This is a genomic window from Fibrobacter sp. UBA4309 (assembly GCF_002395745.1).
Classification (GTDB): Bacteria; Fibrobacterota; Fibrobacteria; order Fibrobacterales; family Fibrobacteraceae; genus Fibrobacter.
This window is the reverse complement of record NZ_DGUN01000078.1, coordinates 1-17,762: the sequence shown is the minus strand read 5'-3', so window position 1 is coordinate 17,762 and position 17,762 is coordinate 1. Positions and strand designations below refer to the sequence as shown.

The 17,762-nt window shown below is 55.0% G+C and carries 10 protein-coding genes and 1 pseudogene; 8 read left to right on the top strand and 3 right to left on the bottom strand.

Features of this window, described 5'->3' with window-relative positions; genetic code table 11:
- Positions 1-25: 25 nt before the first annotated feature.
- Positions 26-1,201, top strand: a complete 1,176-nt coding sequence (locus tag B3M32_RS11490) for an iron-containing alcohol dehydrogenase (RefSeq protein ID WP_290747035.1) — start codon at positions 26-28, stop codon at positions 1,199-1,201.
- Here the strand turns inward: B3M32_RS11490 and B3M32_RS11485 are convergent, their stop codons facing one another.
- Genes B3M32_RS11485 through B3M32_RS11475 form a run of 3 tightly spaced genes read right to left on the bottom strand, consistent with a single transcriptional unit; the run spans position 1,202 to position 5,210 of the window.
- Complete coding sequence (locus tag B3M32_RS11485) at positions 1,202-3,565, bottom strand: ABC transporter (RefSeq protein WP_290747032.1); 2,364 nt, start codon at positions 3,563-3,565, stop codon at positions 1,202-1,204.
- 36 nt (positions 3,566-3,601) lie between these two features.
- A complete protein-coding gene (locus tag B3M32_RS11480) occupies positions 3,602-4,225 on the bottom strand; it encodes a hypothetical protein (protein WP_290747030.1) in 624 nt (207 codons plus the stop codon).
- Positions 4,200-5,210, bottom strand: coding sequence for a YihY/virulence factor BrkB family protein (locus tag B3M32_RS11475; RefSeq protein WP_290747027.1), 1,011 nt, complete (start codon positions 5,208-5,210; stop codon positions 4,200-4,202). Before B3M32_RS11475 ends, B3M32_RS11480 begins: the two co-directional genes overlap by 26 nt.
- A gap of 269 nt (positions 5,211-5,479) precedes the next feature.
- Here B3M32_RS11475 and B3M32_RS11470 point away from each other — a divergent pair, with 269 nt between their 5' ends.
- The 7 genes and pseudogenes from B3M32_RS11470 to B3M32_RS11440 form a co-directional block, all read left to right on the top strand.
- On the top strand, positions 5,480-8,146 hold the full coding sequence (locus B3M32_RS11470; protein WP_290747024.1) for a carbohydrate-binding protein: 2,667 nt from the start codon (positions 5,480-5,482) through the stop codon (positions 8,144-8,146).
- A gap of 58 nt (positions 8,147-8,204) precedes the next feature.
- Positions 8,205-10,793 (top strand): rhamnogalacturonan lyase, encoded by a 2,589-nt coding sequence (locus B3M32_RS11465; RefSeq protein ID WP_290747021.1) that lies wholly within the window; start codon positions 8,205-8,207, stop codon positions 10,791-10,793.
- Positions 10,794-10,819: 26 nt separating this feature from the next.
- Positions 10,820-12,673, top strand: coding sequence for a GDSL-type esterase/lipase family protein (locus B3M32_RS11460; RefSeq protein WP_290747018.1), 1,854 nt, complete (start codon positions 10,820-10,822; stop codon positions 12,671-12,673).
- Between the two features lie 105 nt (positions 12,674-12,778).
- Positions 12,779-14,512: a GDSL-type esterase/lipase family protein gene (locus B3M32_RS11455; RefSeq protein ID WP_290747015.1), complete on the top strand. Its 1,734-nt coding sequence runs from the start codon at positions 12,779-12,781 to the stop codon at positions 14,510-14,512.
- A gap of 102 nt (positions 14,513-14,614) precedes the next feature.
- Positions 14,615-15,526, top strand: coding sequence for a TIGR02147 family protein (locus B3M32_RS11450; protein ID WP_290747013.1), 912 nt, complete (start codon positions 14,615-14,617; stop codon positions 15,524-15,526).
- Positions 15,516-17,204 (top strand): right-handed parallel beta-helix repeat-containing protein, encoded by a 1,689-nt coding sequence (locus B3M32_RS11445; protein ID WP_290747009.1) that lies wholly within the window; start codon positions 15,516-15,518, stop codon positions 17,202-17,204. The genes B3M32_RS11450 and B3M32_RS11445 overlap by 11 nt, the downstream gene beginning before the upstream one ends.
- Positions 17,205-17,290: 86 nt before the next feature.
- Positions 17,291-17,762, top strand: a pseudogene (locus tag B3M32_RS11440) (serine hydroxymethyltransferase); the annotation flags it as partial.

Sequence of the window (17,762 nt, the reverse complement as noted above, 5' to 3'; positions counted from 1 at the left end):
CAAAAAACAAGAAAAAGGATGGAATATGGATAATTTCAATTTCTACAGCCCCACGGAATTTGTATTCGGTAAGGACCGCGAAAATGAATGCGGTGCGCTCGTCAAGAAGTATGGCGGCACGAAGGTGCTGATCCATTACGGTGGTGGCTCTGCGGTGCGTTCGGGCCTCATTGACCGCGTGAAGGCTAGCCTCGATGCTGTTGGTGTCCCGCACGTGGAACTCGGCGGCGTGAAGCCGAATCCGCACGATTCGCTCGTGTACAAGGGCATTGAAATTGTCCGTGCAAACGGCATCGACTTTATTTTGGCGGTGGGCGGCGGCTCCACGATTGATAGCTCCAAGGCCATTGCCATGGGTGCGCTTTACGATGGCGATTTCTGGGATTTTTACGATGGCAAGGCCTCGGCGGCGCGCGCGCTCCCGATTGGCGTAGTGCAGACGATCGCGGCTGCCGGTTCCGAGGGCAGCGGGGACTCCGTGGTGACCAAGGAAGACGGCATGCTCAAGCGCGGTGCGAGCAGCGAGCATATCCGCCCGAAGTTCGCGGTGCAGAATCCGGCGCTCCTTTGCACGTTGCCCGCCTACCAGACGGCCTGCGGCATTACCGACATCATGGCCCATGTTTTTGAACGCTACTTCACGAATACGCTCGAAGTGGAAATCACCGACCGCCTGTGCGAAGCGGTGCTTTTGACGATGGTGAAGGAGGGCCCCCGCGCCATTGCCGACCCCGCCAACTACCAGGTTCGTGCGAACATCATGTGGGCGGGAACGGTAGCCCACAACGGCGTCGTGGGCTGCGGGCGCAGTCAGGACTGGAACAGCCACGCCATCGAGCATGAACTTTCGGCGCTTTACGACTGCGCCCATGGCGCGGGCCTCGCGGTCATCATGCCCGCCTGGATGGAATACGTGGTGGACCACAACGTGATGCGCTTTGCCCAGATGGCGACCCGCGTGTTCGGCTGCGAGATGAACTTCGAGAACCCGAAGGCTACCGCCCTCGAAGGCATCAAGGCTTTCCGCCGGTATCTCCATTCCATCGGCATGCCCATCAATTTTGCAGAACTCGGCGCGAAGGAAGAAGACATCCCGAAGATGGTGGAAAAGCTCAATCCGGGCGACGGCTGGGGCTTTGTTCCGCTCAAGGCGAAGGACGTCACCGAAATCTACAAGATTGCGGCCCACGCGACGCTTTAACTATTTGCGAGAAAGTTCCACCACATAATCGGCGGCGTTCACGAAGTCTTGCGCATGTTCGATGGCAATGACGGTGTGGCCTGCCTCTGTTAGTCCGTGGATCAGTGCAAGCAGGTGCTCGATATCGGCCTTGTGGAGCCCGCGGGCGGGTTCGTCAAACAAGAATAATGTATTCGGTGCCTTCGCGCGGGCGAGCGCGATGGAAAGGCGCAGGCGCGCACGTTCTCCGCCGGAGAGGTGTGCCGTGGTCTGCCCGAGTTTCAGGTAGTCGAGACCCGTATCCACGAGCGGTTTCAGCTTGTCGGCAAAGGGCTTCATGTTGATGAACAGCTTGTAGGCGTTGCCGATTTCCATGTCGAGAATGTCGGCGATGGAGAGCGACTTGAAGCGGACTTCGAGAATCTCGTCCTTGAAACGCCTGCCGAGACATACGGGGCATTCCGTTTCTTCGTAACCGGCGGGATCGTAGAGGACGCCTTCGCCCTTGCAGTTTTCACAGCGGCCCCCGGGGGCGTGCGTCGCGAACTTGCTGGCGGTGTAGCCGCGGACCTTGCTTTCGGGAAGTTTCGCGAAAAGGTCGCGGAGTGGCGTGTTCAGGTTGATGGCCGAGGCGACCGTGCTTCGGCGGTTCCCGTGAAAATCGCCTGTCGAAAGGATGGAGAGCGCCTGGATGCCGAGGTCTTCGAACTCGCCTTGGCTAGCGCGGGGGGCGAGGTTTTTGAACAGGAGCGTGGACTTGCCGCTACCGCTTGCGCCCGTGATGACGCTGAACTTTTGCACCGGGAATTGGGCGCTGACCGGCTTCATGTCAAACATCGCAAAGTTCTTGATGTCGATAACCGCGGCGTTTTTCTTTGGAACCTTCGGTTTAATTTTCAAATTATTGATTCCGAATTCCGAACTCCGAATTCCTAATTCTCTAATCCATTTCCCCGTCGGCGATTCGCTGTTCCCGAGCACTTCTTTCGCTGTCCCCTGGAACAAAATCTCGCCGCCTTTTTCGCCGGCACCCGGTCCCATTTCTATAATCCAGTCCGCCTTCTTGATGATGCCCGGGTTGTGCTCGATGAGCACGAGCGTGTTTCCGCGGGACTGGACTTTCTTGAGGACTTTCCAAAGCGATTCCACGTCGCATTGGTGGAGTCCGCTGGCCGGTTCGTCAAGCACGATAAGCAGGTTGTTCAGGTGCCCCGTGCTGAGGCTCGAAAGCCTGAGCCTCTGGATTTCGCCGCCCGAGAGGGTCGCGGCGCTGCGGCCGCCGGTCAGGTAGCCGATACCGAGCTCGTTTATGGCCTCGATGCGGTCGAGGAGGGCGTTGAAGGCGGGTTTCTGGTTCGCGTTCAGGCGCTTGCCGAACAGCTGGTGCAGCGTTGTCCCGAGCGTGTCGAACGGCGTTTCGAGCAAGTCCTTCCAGGTGGAGTCGTCGATGACCGATTGGAGCAAATTTTGCTTGAGCCTGAGCCCTTTGCAGTCGGGGCAGTCTTCGGTCGTGTCGTCTTTTTCGATAATTCCCGTGCCGCCGCAGGTGGGGCAGGCGCTCGTGCGCGAGTAGGGCGACAGGTCTTCGGACTGGAGCGGACGGGACAGTTGCGCTCCGTGGTCGGGGCATCTCGGCGCCGTGCTGTAGAGCTTGCGCTCGCCGCCAATATCCAGCGTGAGTTCGCCGTGCGTGAGTTTCAACACGCCGTCTACGGCCTCGGCAATGCGGGTGCGCGTATTTTCGCGGACAATGATTCGGTCCAGGACAATAAAGAATTCCTGCGGGACGACTTTCTTTTCGTTCTCGGTGAGGTCGGCGAGCGAATAGCTTACGCCGTCGGCGAAAGCGCGGGTGAAGCCTTGCGCCAGGAACACCGCCGAAAGTTTGTCGAGGTTGGCGCGTTTTTCGGGCGCGACTCTTGCAAGGAACTGCAGCTTGCTCCCTTGCGGCAGCCCCGCGATTTCCTTGATAATCTCTTCGCGGCTCTGGCTTTCCATGGGTTTGCCGCAAATAGGGCAGGCGGGCCTGGCGAACCTGGCGAACAAACTGCGCAACGTATTGTCGCATTCCGAAAGGCTCAGTGCGTACGCTTTTGCGGGGGCTTCTCCGTGGCTTGGCCCCACGGCCAGGCTTGCGGGCAATCCTTCGGCACTGTCGAGCGGGATGATGCGGCGTCCGCCCAGGAGCTCGGCGGCAAAGGGGGAGAGCGTTTCCAGGTAGCGGCGCTTGGATTCCCCGTGCAGGGTGTCGAGCACGAGCGTCGACTTCCCGCAGCCCGAAGGCCCGCAAACAACCGTAATCTTGCCCAGCGGGAACTGGGCATCTACGTTCTTCAGGTTGTGCAGCCTGCACCCGCGTATGGAAATGAAACTTGAATCAGCCACGAGTTACATTATCCATCATCAATCATCAATTATCGATCATTCCTTAATCGTGAACCTCAGTTCTCCGAACGGAGTGTTGAAGTCCATGTTCTCGAGGTTGTTCTTGTCGATGCCGGCGAACATGCGGTAGCCGCCACCGACGGAGACTTCGAGCATCTTGGTCAGGCGGTAGTTGAAATGCACCGCCATGTCGGCCGTAAAGAAATATTCCTCGGATTCAAAAGCTTCGTCGCCCTTGTCCATGGCGTTCACCGCGCCGCCGCCGACCTTTATGGGTACGGAAACGGCGAACTTGTCGAAGCGCAGCGGGAACAGTTCCACGAAGGCGCCGAAGGCGTTGTAGTTCAGCATCTGCTTGTGTCCGACGTTGTAATTGCGGACGTCCTCGATGGTGGATGTGAACCAGGCTCCCGTAGCAAACAGTTGCTTCACGTCGACACCGATGCGGAGCGTCATGAAAATTACGCCGTCGTCGGCAATCATGGAGTTGCCTCCGCCGAGCCCGACGAGCGCGGTCATGGCGCTACTGCTGCCCGATTCGGTGGTTGAATTGTCGTTCATGCCGGCCAGTTCTGCAAAACTGGAAGCCGCCATCGCCAGGACCATGAAAAACATGGTGGCGAACTTGAATGCGCTAATTTTCGCTGCTAGATTTTTCATTGTGGACATCCTCCAGGGTTGCTTTCCAGTTCCATTTCTTTTCGGAAGATTCCGGCCAGTAACAGATTGTCCATACGAGGCTGTTGCCGCAAAGGATGATGGACCAGACTCCGAACAGCAAGAAAAGGAACAGCGGTATAAAGGCGAGCGATCCGTAGAAAATGGACATACGCGTGACCATGGCGGTCTGGATGAGCATGAGGATCTTTACGTAAATGTTGATGGCAATCCAGGAGAAAAAGGTCGCCATCAGCGAGACGGCAAACAGCTTGCGCTTGCGGTAAGGAGGCATGACTCCGGTTTCGCGCTGCCGGAGGCTCCTGGCCGGGAGGGCGTAGAGCATCAGGAAAATCAGGAGCATCGACGCGAAATGGAAGGCGACGTACCAGAACGCCGTGATGAGTATCTTGAGCAGTTCCGGCGAAAAATGGAACCCGTCGACCACAATCATGGAAAGCACGTCTTGCACGTGGTTTACGAATCCGGCGAACATCCCGATAAAACCGGCGAAAATCACGAGGAACGGGGTGTAGACCTGTATCTGGCGGATGACCGTTCTCGAAGTCTTGACTTCCCAGACGACGTTGAAATTCGATTCCAGGCTGCCGAAGGCTAGGATGAAGGTAACAAAGAGACCCAGGGCGCCGATAAAGCCGAGCTTGCCGATGGGAATGTGCTCGGCGTTCCTGACAATGGCCTGCACCTGGTCGGTGGGCCAGTCCAGACCCAGCATGTCGAGGATGATGGGCAGGTAGTCGCTCATGAAATTGCCGAAACCGACAGAGAGCGTAATGGAAGTGAGCAAAATTAACAGGGGGACGACGGCCACGAGCGTGGTGTAGGTGAGGCTGGCGGCTCGGGTCATCCCGTGATAGTACAGGAACGATTTCCCGGTCACGACCATGACCTTTACAAAAGTGGGGGACCGCTCGGCGATATTGTCAAACAGCCTTTCCCATGAAAAATTCGTCCACCAATTGGGCATACGGGGTCAATTATAGAAAATGGAACGGGGTTTCGGGACGGTTTGGACCCTTTGCCCGGATACTCGAAAATATTGTAGACTTTTAAATTAGTTAAAATACGCTAAAAACGCCAAATAATGTAAAAAAATCTTTTAAACGTAGACTTTTTATAAAAAATTGCTTATATTTTAGAAAGGTAAATTTTTGATAAATAATCAACGGAAAAATCGCTTTTGGATGAGACAAGAATAGATTAGTAAATGATATTTGTTTGTAGGGAGTGACTTGTATGTCGAAAAAGGATATGGGAAAGTTTGTTGGAACGCTGTCGATGATGGCGTGTTTTGCTGTTTTTGCGGGCCTTCCGCAAAGCGCCGGGGCCGCACCGCGCCAGATGGAGAACCTTACCCGCGGGCTTACGGTCGCTAACGTGGGCTCGGGAGTGCTCGTGAGCTGGCGCCTGCTCGGTACGGAAGCTCCGGATACCGAGTTCAACTTGTACCGCGATGGTACGAAGATTGCCTCCATAGGCAAGACGGCGGGAACCAACTACCTGGACAAGGATGGGAAAGCTACGTCCAAGTACACGGTTGCCGCCGTAGTGGGCGGCAAGGAAGGCGAAAAGGTTGCTGCCGAAGTCGTCTTTACCGATTCGAAAAAGGAAGGCAGCGTCAGTTTCCCCTACAAGGTCTTGAAGCTCGATGTCCCTGCGTCGCAAAAGATGCCCGACGGCTCGACATGTAACTACACCCCGAACGACATGAGCGTGGGCGACCTCGACGGCGACGGCCAGCTGGATTTGGTCCTCAAGTGGGACCCGAGCAACGCGCAGGACAACTCGAAGGACGGCTATACGGGCTCGGTCTTTGTAGACGGCATGAAGTTGGACGGCACGCGCCTCTGGAGAATCGACCTCGGCAAGAACATCCGCGCCGGTGCGCACTACACGCAGTTCATGGTTTACGACCTCGATGGCGACGGGATTGCCGAAATCGTGATGAAGACTTCCGACGGCACGGTTGACGGCAAGGGCAAGGTCATTGGCGACGCGAGCAAGGACTACAGAACCTCCGCAGGCCGCATTATGAGCGGCAACGAGTACCTGACGGTGTTTAAGGGCAATACCGGCGAAGAAATATCGACTATCGACTACTGGCCCAAGCGCAATGTTACGAATTCCTGGGGAGATACCTACGGAAACCGGAGCGAACGCCACCTTGCGGCGGTTGCCTACCTTGACGGCGTACGTCCGAGCGTGGTGATGATGCGCGGCTACTATACGATGGCATACGTTGCCGCCTACGATTTCGACGGCAAGAAGCTCGTTGAGCGCTGGAAGCATACGTCCGACAAGTCCGGCCAGGGCCTCTACGGCGAAGGAAACCACAACGTTACCGTGGGCGACATCGACGGCGACGGCAAGGACGAGATTGTTTTTGGTGCTGCGGCGCTCAATTCCGACGGAACGCTCCGTTACCGCACGGGTTTCGGTCATGGCGATGCCATGCACCTCTCCGACATGGACCCGGACCATCCGGGCCTGGAACTCTACGACGTGCACGAGGAAAAACAGAACAAGTATAGCGAGGAATTCCGCGACAAGGACGGCAAGGTGATTTGGGGGACGACCCAGACCGAGGCCGGGAACGTGGACAACGGTCGCGGCATGGCTGCCGATATCGATTCCACTAACCGCGGTTTCGAAATGTGGTCGGGCACCAGCGGCGGCATTCGCACGGTGAAGGGGGAACGCCTCAACTCGACCAAGCCTTCCGTGAACTTCCGCATTTACTTTGACGGCGACCTGCAAGACGAACTGATGGATGGCACCGGCAGCCCGACAGTGGAAAACGGTGGCGCCACTGGCGGAAAGATCGAAAAGTACAATTCCAGCAAGAAGACCGTTGACCGCCTGTTCAGTTTCTACAGCGTGGAAGGCGCTTCGCTCAACAACTGGACCAAGGCTACCCCCTGTATTGTGGCCGACCTCTTTGGCGACTGGCGCGAGGAATTCATCGTACGTTCCGGTTCCGACCCTTCGAAGGTCATTGTCTTTACGACTCCGTTTACGTCGCCCCACCGCGTCTACACCCTGATGCACGACGCTACTTACCGCGTTTCGATAGCCTGGCAGAACGTTGCGTACAACCAGCCGCCTCACCTGGGTTACTACTTGCCCGATATGGTCAAGTCGCTCAAGCAGCCGTCCATCTCCGTTGTAGGCGAAGTTTCGAACCCGATTGACACGACTCCCGCGGTGAATACCGGTAAGTCCGAGCTTGACGCCTCTACGCCCAAGGATGGCGAGGGTGCTACGGAGTCGTCTAACGAGGGCTTTCTCAAGAACGGCTACTACAACTTTGCCAATTCGCTCACGAGCTACGGCACCTGGGAAATCTTCTCGAAGACCGAGGCGAAGACGACGCTTACGGTGCGCTTCACGAACGGCGGTGCGGATTCCCGCAACATGGCGCTGAGCGTGAACGGAAAATCTGCCGGTAACATGAGCTTCCCCTCGACGGGAGACTGGACGACTTATGCCGAGGCGAAGGTCGACGTGACTTTGGCGGCCGGCGTGAACACGTTCAAGTTCAGCTCGCTTTCGAGCGACGGCGGCCCGAACTTCGACATGTTCACCTTCGGTATCGACGGCGTTGAAATTTACGATGGTACCCAGAAGATTCCGGATTCTACGGATGGCTTGCCGACGGTTCCGTTCAAGGGAATTGCTTCGTTCAATCCGTCCACGGGCGTTCTTTTCACGCCGCGTGCCGGTTTTGCCGAGGTCTATTTCTACGACATGTCGGGAACGATGCGCATGGGCGTCTCGGGAAGTGTAAATTCTGGTTTAACATCGCTGAATCTTGATTCCGAAATGCTCCCGAAGGGCGTGTATGTGTTGAAAGTCAAGGTCGATGGCAAGCTTGTGCAGAAGTCCGTATATAGGAGATTTTAGTATAATTGCTTAAGGATAAAGGATGTTTGGTTCATAACCAAAAATGTCAGGAGAAATTATGAAAAGACATCCTCGTCTAGGTTTTCTTGCGGTAATTCCGGCGCTTGTCCTTGCGCTGCCGCTTCTTTCCTTCGCGTTGCCTCGCCAGATGGAGGCCCTCGACCGAGGCCTTCTCGTCTCGAATGTCGGCAAGGCGGGGATGCTCGTTTCGTGGCGCCTCCTCGGCACCGAAAGCTCCGATACGGAATTCAACCTCTACCGTGACGGCGAAAAGATTGCGACAATCGGCAAGACTGCCGGTACCAACTTTTTGGACAAGGATGGGAAGATTACGTCCAAGTACTCGGTTGCGGCTGTTGTAGACGGCAAGGAAGGCGAAAAGAAGGCCGTGTCCTTTGTTTTCGATTCGACCGTTGCCTTTGGCGGCCAGACCTTCCCGTACAAGGTGCTTAAGCTGGACCGCCCTGCAAGCCAGGTAATGCCTGATTCCGTAAATACGGTCTGCGGTTATTATCCGGACGACATGAGTGTCGGCGATTTGGATGGTGACGGTGAATATGAACTGATCGTGAAGTGGTTCCCGGACAACTTCAAGGACAATTCGCAGTCGATGGTTGGCTCCTATACGGGAACGGTTTTCCTCGACGCCTATAAGCTCGACGGTAAAAAACTTTGGCGCATAAGCCTCGGCAGGAACATCCGTGCGGGTGCGCACTACACGCCGTTTCAGGTGTATGACTATGACGGTGACGGCAAGGCCGAAATTGTCATGAAGACCGGAGACGGAACCATTGACGGCAAGGGCAAGGTCATCGGGGATTCTTCCAAGGATTACCGCAATGCGTCGGGGATGATTATTACGGGTCCGGAATACTTGACGGTGTTCAGGGGTAGCGATGGCTCTGAAATCACGACGATTGACTATCTCCCGTCGCGCGATATCAGAAATTTTGGCCCCTATGATTCCCTGGGCCTCAACTGGGGCGATTCCTACGGTAACCGCTGCGACCGATTCCTTTCGGCGACGGCTTACCTCGATGGCGTCCATCCGAGTTTGATTACTGCCCGCGGTTACTATTCGGCGGCCTATGTGGTGGCTTATGACTTTGACGGCAAGAACCTGAAGCAGCGCTGGTTCCACAAGTCCGAAACTCCGGGCGAGGGACTCTTTGGCCAGGGCAACCTCAATATCGTTGTGGGTGACCTGGATGGCGACGGCCTCGATGAAATCGTGTATGGGTCCGCGGCCCTGAATCACGACGGAACGGTGCGGTATTCAACCGGGCTTGGTGTTGGCTATGTCGCCTATGTCGGTGATTTTGACCCGGACCATGCGGGCCTAGAAGTTTGGGCGATTCACTCGCATTTTGATAGTACCAAGTATGTCGCCGAGCTTCGCGATGACAAGGGTAAATTCCTGTTTGGTGACTTGTCTTCTATGCAGAAGGAAAATGGCCGTGCCATGGCTGCCGATATCGATTCCACCAGCCGCGGTTACGAGTTGTGGTCTTACGTGCCGAGTGAAATGCATTCGGCCAAGGGAACGCCGATTAAGCTCTCCGATTCCCTCGATCCGGAAGATCCCTATTTGGGGCGCGTGATTCCGACGAGCTTCAGGATTTATTTCGACGGCGACCTTCAGGACGAACTCCTGAACGGCCCGGTTGTGAGCAAGTTTAATCAGCAGAATAGGAAAATCGAAACCTATTTTGATGGCGAGACGTCGCTTGGGTTGATAGGAAATCAGAGTGCGAAAAATTATCCGAACCTGGTGGCGGACATCTTTGGCGACTGGCGTGAAGAAATGATTTTCCGTTCGGAAAGCGATTCCTCCAAGATATACATTTTCTCTACTCCGGTGACGACTCCGCACCGCCTTTACACGCTGATGCACGATGTTCAGTACCGTAAGGCAGTTGCATGGCAGAATACGGCATATAACCTGCCGCCGCATCCGAGCTACTACCTGCCGGATATGGTCAAGAAGCTCACGAAGCCTAATGTTTATGCTGTGGGTGAAAACGAGTATGCGGTGTATCCGGATGCCGTCATCACCAAGAGCGTCGGTAACGAAAAGCAGACTGTCACCGTGAACAACGCGATTAGCGATATCTCCTACAGTTTCATCTTCTGTACGGGAGTCAAGGTGGACGGCCTGCCTGAAGGTGTTTCTGCCAAGGTGGATTCTGCGGCGAAGACGCTCAAGATTTCTGGTAAGCCGAGCAAGGCGGGAACGTTTGCGTTCACGCTGACCACGACGGGCAGCAAGGCCGGCAACTCTACGGCTAAGGGCGAGATCGTGGTGAAGGCCGCCGAGGTCAAGCCCGATACGACCAAGAAGGATACCGCCAAGACCGACTCTACCAAGACTGGCGACAAGAAGGATGCCCTTCCGGTCGTGAACCTGGATAGGGGATTCTACTACAGCCCGGCGAAGGGAACGCTCTTTACTTCGGTCCCCGGCTTTGTCGAGATTTTGTTCTACGATGTTTCCGGCCATGTACGTGCATCCATTTCGCGCAACGTGACGGCAGGCGAGAGCGTGCTTGCACTTGAACACGGCGTACTTCCGGCTGGAATGTACGTGGTGAAGGTGAAAATGGATGGACTGCAGAAGCAGAAGGGAATGTTCAGTATAAAAAACTGATTCACTAAAATAGGGTATGGGATGTTATGAACTGCTTTACTAAACTTTGGCACTCCGCCGTTATCGCATCGATGATTGTCGCCCCGCTCGCGTGGGCGAAGGTGACCATCTATATGTGCGGCGACTCCACCATGCAGGACTGGGCCGTAGGCTGGTTTCCCAAGCAGGGCCAGGGCCAGGATTTTCAATTCTGGTTTGACCCGGCCAAGGCTACGGTAGTGAACCGCGGCCAGGGCGGCATGTCGCTGGGTGGCGGCGGCAAAGACAAGAACGGTGGGACGGCTGTCGGTTACTACGACATGTTCTTCAAGAAGGGCTGTTCCAACGGGAACTGCATTGCCGAAAAACTGCAGCCCGGCGATTTTGTTGTCATCCAGTTCGGGATTAACGACAACAATTACAGTACCGAGGATTTTTACAAGTCCAACATGAAAAAGATGGTCGATGATGTTCGTGCCAAGGGGGCGAACCCCATCATCATGAGCCCGATTCGCCGTTGTTTATTTGATTCCCCGACGCAGATTCATAACAGCTATCGCGGTTATCCGGCGCTTAACCAGACACTTGCCAACGAACTGAATGTTCCGTTTATCGACATGAGCGAGATGGTCGCGAACCTCATGATTTCTGTGGGCGAGCGTTATGCGCAGCAATTCCTTTACTACTATGCGACCAGTGAAGAGTATTCTAATATCAAGAGCGACCAGGCCGACCAGGTTCACCTGCAGATGAACGGTGCGAACGCCTTCGGACGAATCATTACCGAGCAGATGCGCGCCCACTCGGATACGACCGTGAAAAGATTGGGCGAGTACATGGCTCCCATGTACCAGGTGGATGTGAAGGTCTCTCCGGAAGGCTCTGCCGAGGCGACATCGATAAATGCGTATTATCCGCAGGGCATGACCGTGTTGCTCAAGACGATTCCGAAGAGTGGCAAAAAATTCCTGGGCTGGTACGATGGCAACGGCAACAAGGTCGGCGCATCGAGCCGTTCCGAGGTGAAGTCCCCGTACATTCATACGTTCGTGATGGGTAGCTCGTCAACGCAGTTTACCGCAGTATATGAAGGCGGTACGGCACAGAAATACACGGGTGACGGGGCTGCCCTCAAGGCTTTCCCGATAACGACGCCCAAGAGCCTGGACGATGTGACGTTTGTGCCGTACACCACGCCGGGTGGGAGCGAAGAGACGACCGTGCCGGTCGACAAGGATATCAAGAAGTTCTTTGACGCCTACAAGCCCGATACGGGAATCGGAACATCGGATACCAACTGGGCGCATACGGGACTCGGCTTCTTCAACGTGGCGAACGAGATGAACTCTTTTGCCAGCTACAAGATGAAGTTCCCGGGTGCGGGCAACGTGACGCTTGCGGTGCGCTATGCGAACGGCGGAAATTCAAACCGTACGTTCAATGCTTATCTCGATCACGATTACATAGTGAACGCCCCGCCTACGGGTGGCTGGGAAAACTGGGATACCGCCTATGTGGTGATAGATGCCCCGCTTGGCGAGGCGGAACTCAAGTTTATTTCGCTTACGAGTGACGGTGCGCCGAATATCGATGCCTTCGGTTTCAGCATCGATGGAGTGTGCCGCGTAAGCGATGGTTGCGACGATTCTACCGGGACGATTGCTATGCCGCGGTCGACTGTTGTTGCGGCAGGAGCGAAGTTGCGTGGCAACGTGCTTGCGCTTTCGCGCGATGTCGAAGTGAGCGTGTTCAACATGCGCGGTCGCCTGGTGGTTCGCAAGTCCATGTCTGCGGGCGAGGTGGACTTGTCGAAGATGGTGCGCACGGCGGGGCTTTACCGCGTCGTTGTCCGTTCGGGTAGTGAAAAGTTCAACGCAAACTGGATAAAGGTGAAAAATTAGAACGTCATCCTGACGCTACGAAGTAGCGGAAGGATCCAGACCTGCATATTTAATGACTGGATTCTTCGGAGCGAAGCCCCTCAGAATGACGATGGGAGTTGAAAAATGAAACGTTTGGTCAAATTCCTCATCGCCGCGGCCGTGTTCGCGGGTGTCGCCGTGAGCGATTCCACGAGCTTTACGATTCACGTGATAGGCGATTCTACGGTCTGCAATTACGATCACAATAAGGCATACCCTCAAACGGGTTGGGGACAGGTTCTTAATTATTTCTTTGATGGAGCCCGCGTAAAAATTAACAATGCTGCAATTGGAGGCCGGAGCTCCAAGAAGTTTATTGTCGAAGGGCGTTTGCAGGCTCTTGAGCCTTCTATCCAGAAGGGCGATTTCGTTTTTGTACAGTTCGGCCATAATGACCGAGATTATACCAAAGAAGATCGCTATACTCCTATTGAAGATTTTCCGAAGTATATGCAGCAGTATATAGACGTGGCCCTGAAGCATGGTGCAACCCCGGTGCTTGTTTCTCCAATGAACATGAATGGTTCCCGCAATATATTCTCAACTGGGGCAAATAACTATGATGCTCGTGGTATAATGGAACAACTGGCCAAATCCAACAAGATTCCATTTGTAGATTTGAATATGAAATCGTATAATACGTACAATGTCACGTACAAGAATATTCCCGATTACGTGACTACGTATTTGTATTTGAAACTGGATGCCGGCTTGTATCCGCATTTCCCGAATGGAAGTACCGATGGAAATACGCATTTCCAGATTATGGGGTCGCTGGGTCATTGCGGCATGATTGTGGAAGAACTGCAGGAAGAACTTTCTGCAAGCTATCTCTCGGCAGAATCTAAAACTGCACTTACAACGCTCGTGTCCGCAATCAAGCCTCGCTTCAAAGTGACTGTAAAAGCGAATATAGCAACAAAGGGCTTGATTACGCAGAATCAGCTATTCCCAGCGGGAACCCCGATGACGCTCCGTGTGACTCCGGCAAATGGAGAAACTTTTGAATATTGGGCCGATGACAAATGCAACAAGATTTCAACAAATAAGTTGTATTACGGCTTTAATACACCCGGTCGAGATGTAACATATACGGCCATGTTTAAGGGTGGCTCTGCTTGTGTGGCGACTGCCTCGGGGGATGATCCCGTTTCTTCTGAAATGCAGGGTTCTAGTTCTTCTTCTGTGCCGGGCTCATCTAGTGACATAGAAAGTCCCTATGCAGAATTGGAAGGAACTTCGGTGTGGCGCTCGCCCATTGATATGGCTGATCCTGATGATGTAACGGGGTCGACTGATAAGGATCATGCGGGGTATGTGGGAAATGGATTCGTTAATGTTTATAATGAAGTAGGCAGTTATGCTGCTTATAAGCTTGTTTCGGATCGTTCTGCAACTGATGCAAGAATGATGGTTCGCTATGCTTTTTCTGGTTCGTCTGATCGTAACATGAAGGTGAAAATTGACGCCAAGGAATACGAAATTAAATTCCCGTCAACGGGAAGCTGGGATACCTGGGATACGGCTTATGTGGAGGGAATCTGGCTGGATGCTTGCGAGTTTGACCTGATATTTACGTCGCTCACTAGCGATGGCGGCCCTAATATCGATATGGTGGCGTTTACCAATGATAATGTTTATCGTTTGGGTGGTAAGCCGGCAAAGGTAAAAGGCGATACGTCTACGACGCGCATCGTGCGCATGCCCGCCGAACAGAAACATCGCGCCGCGACGGGGACGTTCAATGCGAAGGGGCAGTCCGTTCCGGCGGGACAGAAGCTCAAGGGGCTCCCGCGCGGGCGTTATTTCAACCGATAGGGCAGGGTTTCTTTCTGAATGAATTTGCTTTCGCTCACACTTTGCAAATTGTAGACTTTTTATTGTTCAAAACGTGGACTTTTTTGCTATATTCATTACGAAATGACTGATTTGTTTAAGTATTTGAATTATCGCGAATTTTTGCGCGATGCCTACGAGGAGCGCCATGCGGGAGACTGGCGCTTTAGCCATCGCTATATTGCCGAGCGCGCCGGGATCGACGCCTCGATGTTCAACAAGATTTTGCAGGGCAAGCGCAATCTGACTGCCCGGCTTGTTTCTGTTTTTGCCGATATTTTCTGTAATGACGAACGCGAAAAGGCGTATTTTGCCGATATGGTCGCCTTCAACCAGGCGAAGAACCATTCCGAGAGCAGGCGTTTTCTGGAAAAGCTCGTGGCGACCAAGGAGTGCAAGGTCGAGAACGTGGCCAAGGACCAATTCGAGTATTTCGACCACTGGTACCATGCGGTTATCCGCGAACTCGTGACGTTCTACCCGTACGTGGGCGACGATGCGGCTCTCGGGCTCATGGTGCGTCCGCCGATTACCGCTTCGCAGGTGCGCTCGTCGATTGCCCTCCTGGAACGGCTTTCGATGATCCGCAAGAATCCCGGGACCGGTTTTTACGAGCAGACGCAGGGCCTTATTTCGAGCGGCTCCGAATCGTACAGCACGGCGGTGAATTCGTATATCCAGCAGAACCTGAACGTGGCGCAGGATGCCATGGACCGCTTTGGCAAGGACGAACGCAACCTTTCGACGCTCGCGTTCGCCTGCGACGAGACTACATACGGCGAGCTCGTGGAGATGGTGCGCAGGTTCCGCAGGGAAATCCTTGCGAAGGTCTCGCAGTGTGAAAAGCCGAATCGCGTGTTCCAGATGGGAATGCAGCTGTTCCCGCTTTCGGATCCGTATCCGCCGCCGCAGCGCCGTGGCCGCAAGCGCCGTATTCGCGGGCAGGAAATTGCTGATGCCGGGGCCGAAAGATCGGAGGGTGTGGATGATGAATAAGGGTGTATGGATTTTGGGCCCGGCGGCTCTCGCGGTCTCATTCCTTGCCGCCTGCTCCAGCAGCGAGGGCAACAAGGTTGCCGGCGGTACGGAAGCCGAGTCGACGCTAGCATTCCATGTGCAGCGTTCGGACGGGAGCGTGGCGCCGTATGCGCGCGTGCGCGTGCTTCCGGAGAATTATCTGAGTGACGGTTCCGCTTTGGCGCAGTGGAAGGAGGCCGACGGGAACGGTTTTGTCGAGATGGTGTTGGAACCGGGCGACTATACGCTGGAAGCCCGCCATGTGGACGGGACGATGGCGACGGGCGCCGTGCGCCAGGTGGCCTATGGTGGCTACGCTTCCGCTTCCAGGGTCGATACGGTCAAGCTGGGCGCGCTTTCTTCTATCGAAGGGTTCGTACTGCTTGGCGAATCCGCTCCCGTGGTCCGCGTTGCGGGCCTCGACCGTTATGTAGTTCCCGACAGCACGGGACATTTCGTCATCGATTCGCTCCCGGAAGGGAATTTCGACGTGCAGTTCGGGAATCCGCTGGAAGCCCGCTCGGCGATTGTCGAGGCGGTTGCCGGCGACACGCTTTACGTGGACTGTTCCGATTCGAATATCAATGTTGTCAAGCCGGAGAAATCTGCAATTAGCGAGTATCCTGGGAAGGATTGGAGTGAACATGAATCGTTGCTCGCGGAAATCGAAGGATATGCGGTCGGGACGCTCGGCGCTTCGGGCGTCACCGACAGCCTTGGCAATATCACGAGTGCCGAAGGCGAAATCTGCATCGTGACGACGACGGAGGACTACCTGATAGTCGAAGATACTACCGAGGTGGATTCTGCGGGCAACGCGACGACTACGGCGGTAATTGCGCCGGGCTCGCTGCGCGATTGCGCCTACAGGGACGGCCCTACGTGGGTGCTGTTCGAGAAGAGCGGTACATACAATCTGCAGGCCCCGCTCCGCCTCAAGAACGACAAGACGATTGACGGCCGCGGCCGCGATATCCGTATCGCTGGCATGGGCGTGCTGACCGATGTTTCGAGCAATCTGGTATTCGAGAACCTCATGTTTACCGCTCCTGCCATTACCGCGCTTGATACGAGCTCTCGCCGTGCGCTTTCTATCCATAACGGTTCGCACCACGTATGGGTGGACCACTGCACCTTCGAGGAATACCCGCTCGTGCAGCTCGACGTGAAACGCGGCTCGCATAATGTGACGGTCTCCTGGTCCCGCTTTGAAAATGCGCAGACGGGTATTCTGTTCGGGCTCGAACCGGATATCTTCGTGGATTCCCTGCAGACGTTTACGCTGCACCACAATTACTTTGCCGGCTTGGACGCCCGCGGTGTCGTGGCGCGGTACGGCAAGATGCATGCCTATGACAACTTCTTCTACGATGTGGCGCAGGCGGGCATTGAGTGTTCGGATTCCGCTTCGTGCTACATCGAAAGCAACGTCTTCAACAACGAGACTCCGGTTGCCGACTACCGTCTTGTAACCGAGGCTGGCGCACCGGATATGGCGACGAAGGGATTCCCCTATATGCTCGACAACTGGTTCGGGAACGGCGGGGACGACGTTTCGGAGAAGACTCCGAGGTTTAAACCGAGTTATAAAGTCGTTGTGGATCAAGCAGATGCGGATCTTACGGTCCGTGTAAAGACGCAGGCCGGTCCGAGATAAGAGTTTGGTCTGCCGGGGCTATTCCTGTACAATGGGGCAAAAAATGCTATATTTGCCCCCGTACAAAAATCCCAAGGAGTAGCTAAATGCTCAAATCTACACTGCAACAGACCGATCCGGAAATCTATAACATCATCCAGGAAGAAGCCGAACGCCAGGAATACGGCATCGAGCTCATCGCTTCTGAAAACTACACCTCCAAGGCCGTCATGGAAGCCATGGGCTCCGTGCTGACCAACAAGTACAGCGAAGGCTACGTGGGCAAGCGCTACTACGGTGGTAACGAAGTGATCGACAAGATGGAAGCTTTGGCCATCGAACGTTGCAAGAAGCTCTTTGGTTGCGACCACGTGAACATCCAGCCGCTATCCGGTTCTCCGGCCAACGCCGCCGTGTACTTCGCCGTCCTCAAGCCGGGCGACAAGGTCCTCGGCCTCAAGCTCGACCACGGTGGCCACCTTTCTCACGGCCATCCGGTGAACTTCTCCGGCATGCTCTACAACTTCGTGCAGTACGAAGTCGACAAGGAAACGGGCCGCATCGACATGGACAAGGTCC

Excerpts from the sequence above, each read along its gene's own strand:
- B3M32_RS11460 (WP_290747018.1), top strand. The coding sequence starts at position 10,820 with ATGAACTGCTTTACTAAACTTTGGCACTCCGCCGTTATCGCATCGATG.
- B3M32_RS11450 (WP_290747013.1), top strand. The coding sequence starts at position 14,615 with ATGACTGATTTGTTTAAGTATTTGAATTATCGCGAATTTTTGCGCGAT.
- B3M32_RS11475 (WP_290747027.1), bottom strand. The coding sequence starts at position 5,210 with ATGCCCAATTGGTGGACGAATTTTTCATGGGAAAGGCTGTTTGACAAT.
- B3M32_RS11490 (WP_290747035.1), top strand. The coding sequence starts at position 26 with ATGGATAATTTCAATTTCTACAGCCCCACGGAATTTGTATTCGGTAAG.
- B3M32_RS11455 (WP_290747015.1), top strand. The coding sequence starts at position 12,779 with ATGAAACGTTTGGTCAAATTCCTCATCGCCGCGGCCGTGTTCGCGGGT.
- B3M32_RS11445 (WP_290747009.1), top strand. The coding sequence starts at position 15,516 with ATGATGAATAAGGGTGTATGGATTTTGGGCCCGGCGGCTCTCGCGGTC.
- B3M32_RS11480 (WP_290747030.1), bottom strand. The coding sequence starts at position 4,225 with ATGAAAAATCTAGCAGCGAAAATTAGCGCATTCAAGTTCGCCACCATG.
- B3M32_RS11470 (WP_290747024.1), top strand. The coding sequence starts at position 5,480 with ATGTCGAAAAAGGATATGGGAAAGTTTGTTGGAACGCTGTCGATGATG.
- B3M32_RS11465 (WP_290747021.1), top strand. The coding sequence starts at position 8,205 with ATGAAAAGACATCCTCGTCTAGGTTTTCTTGCGGTAATTCCGGCGCTT.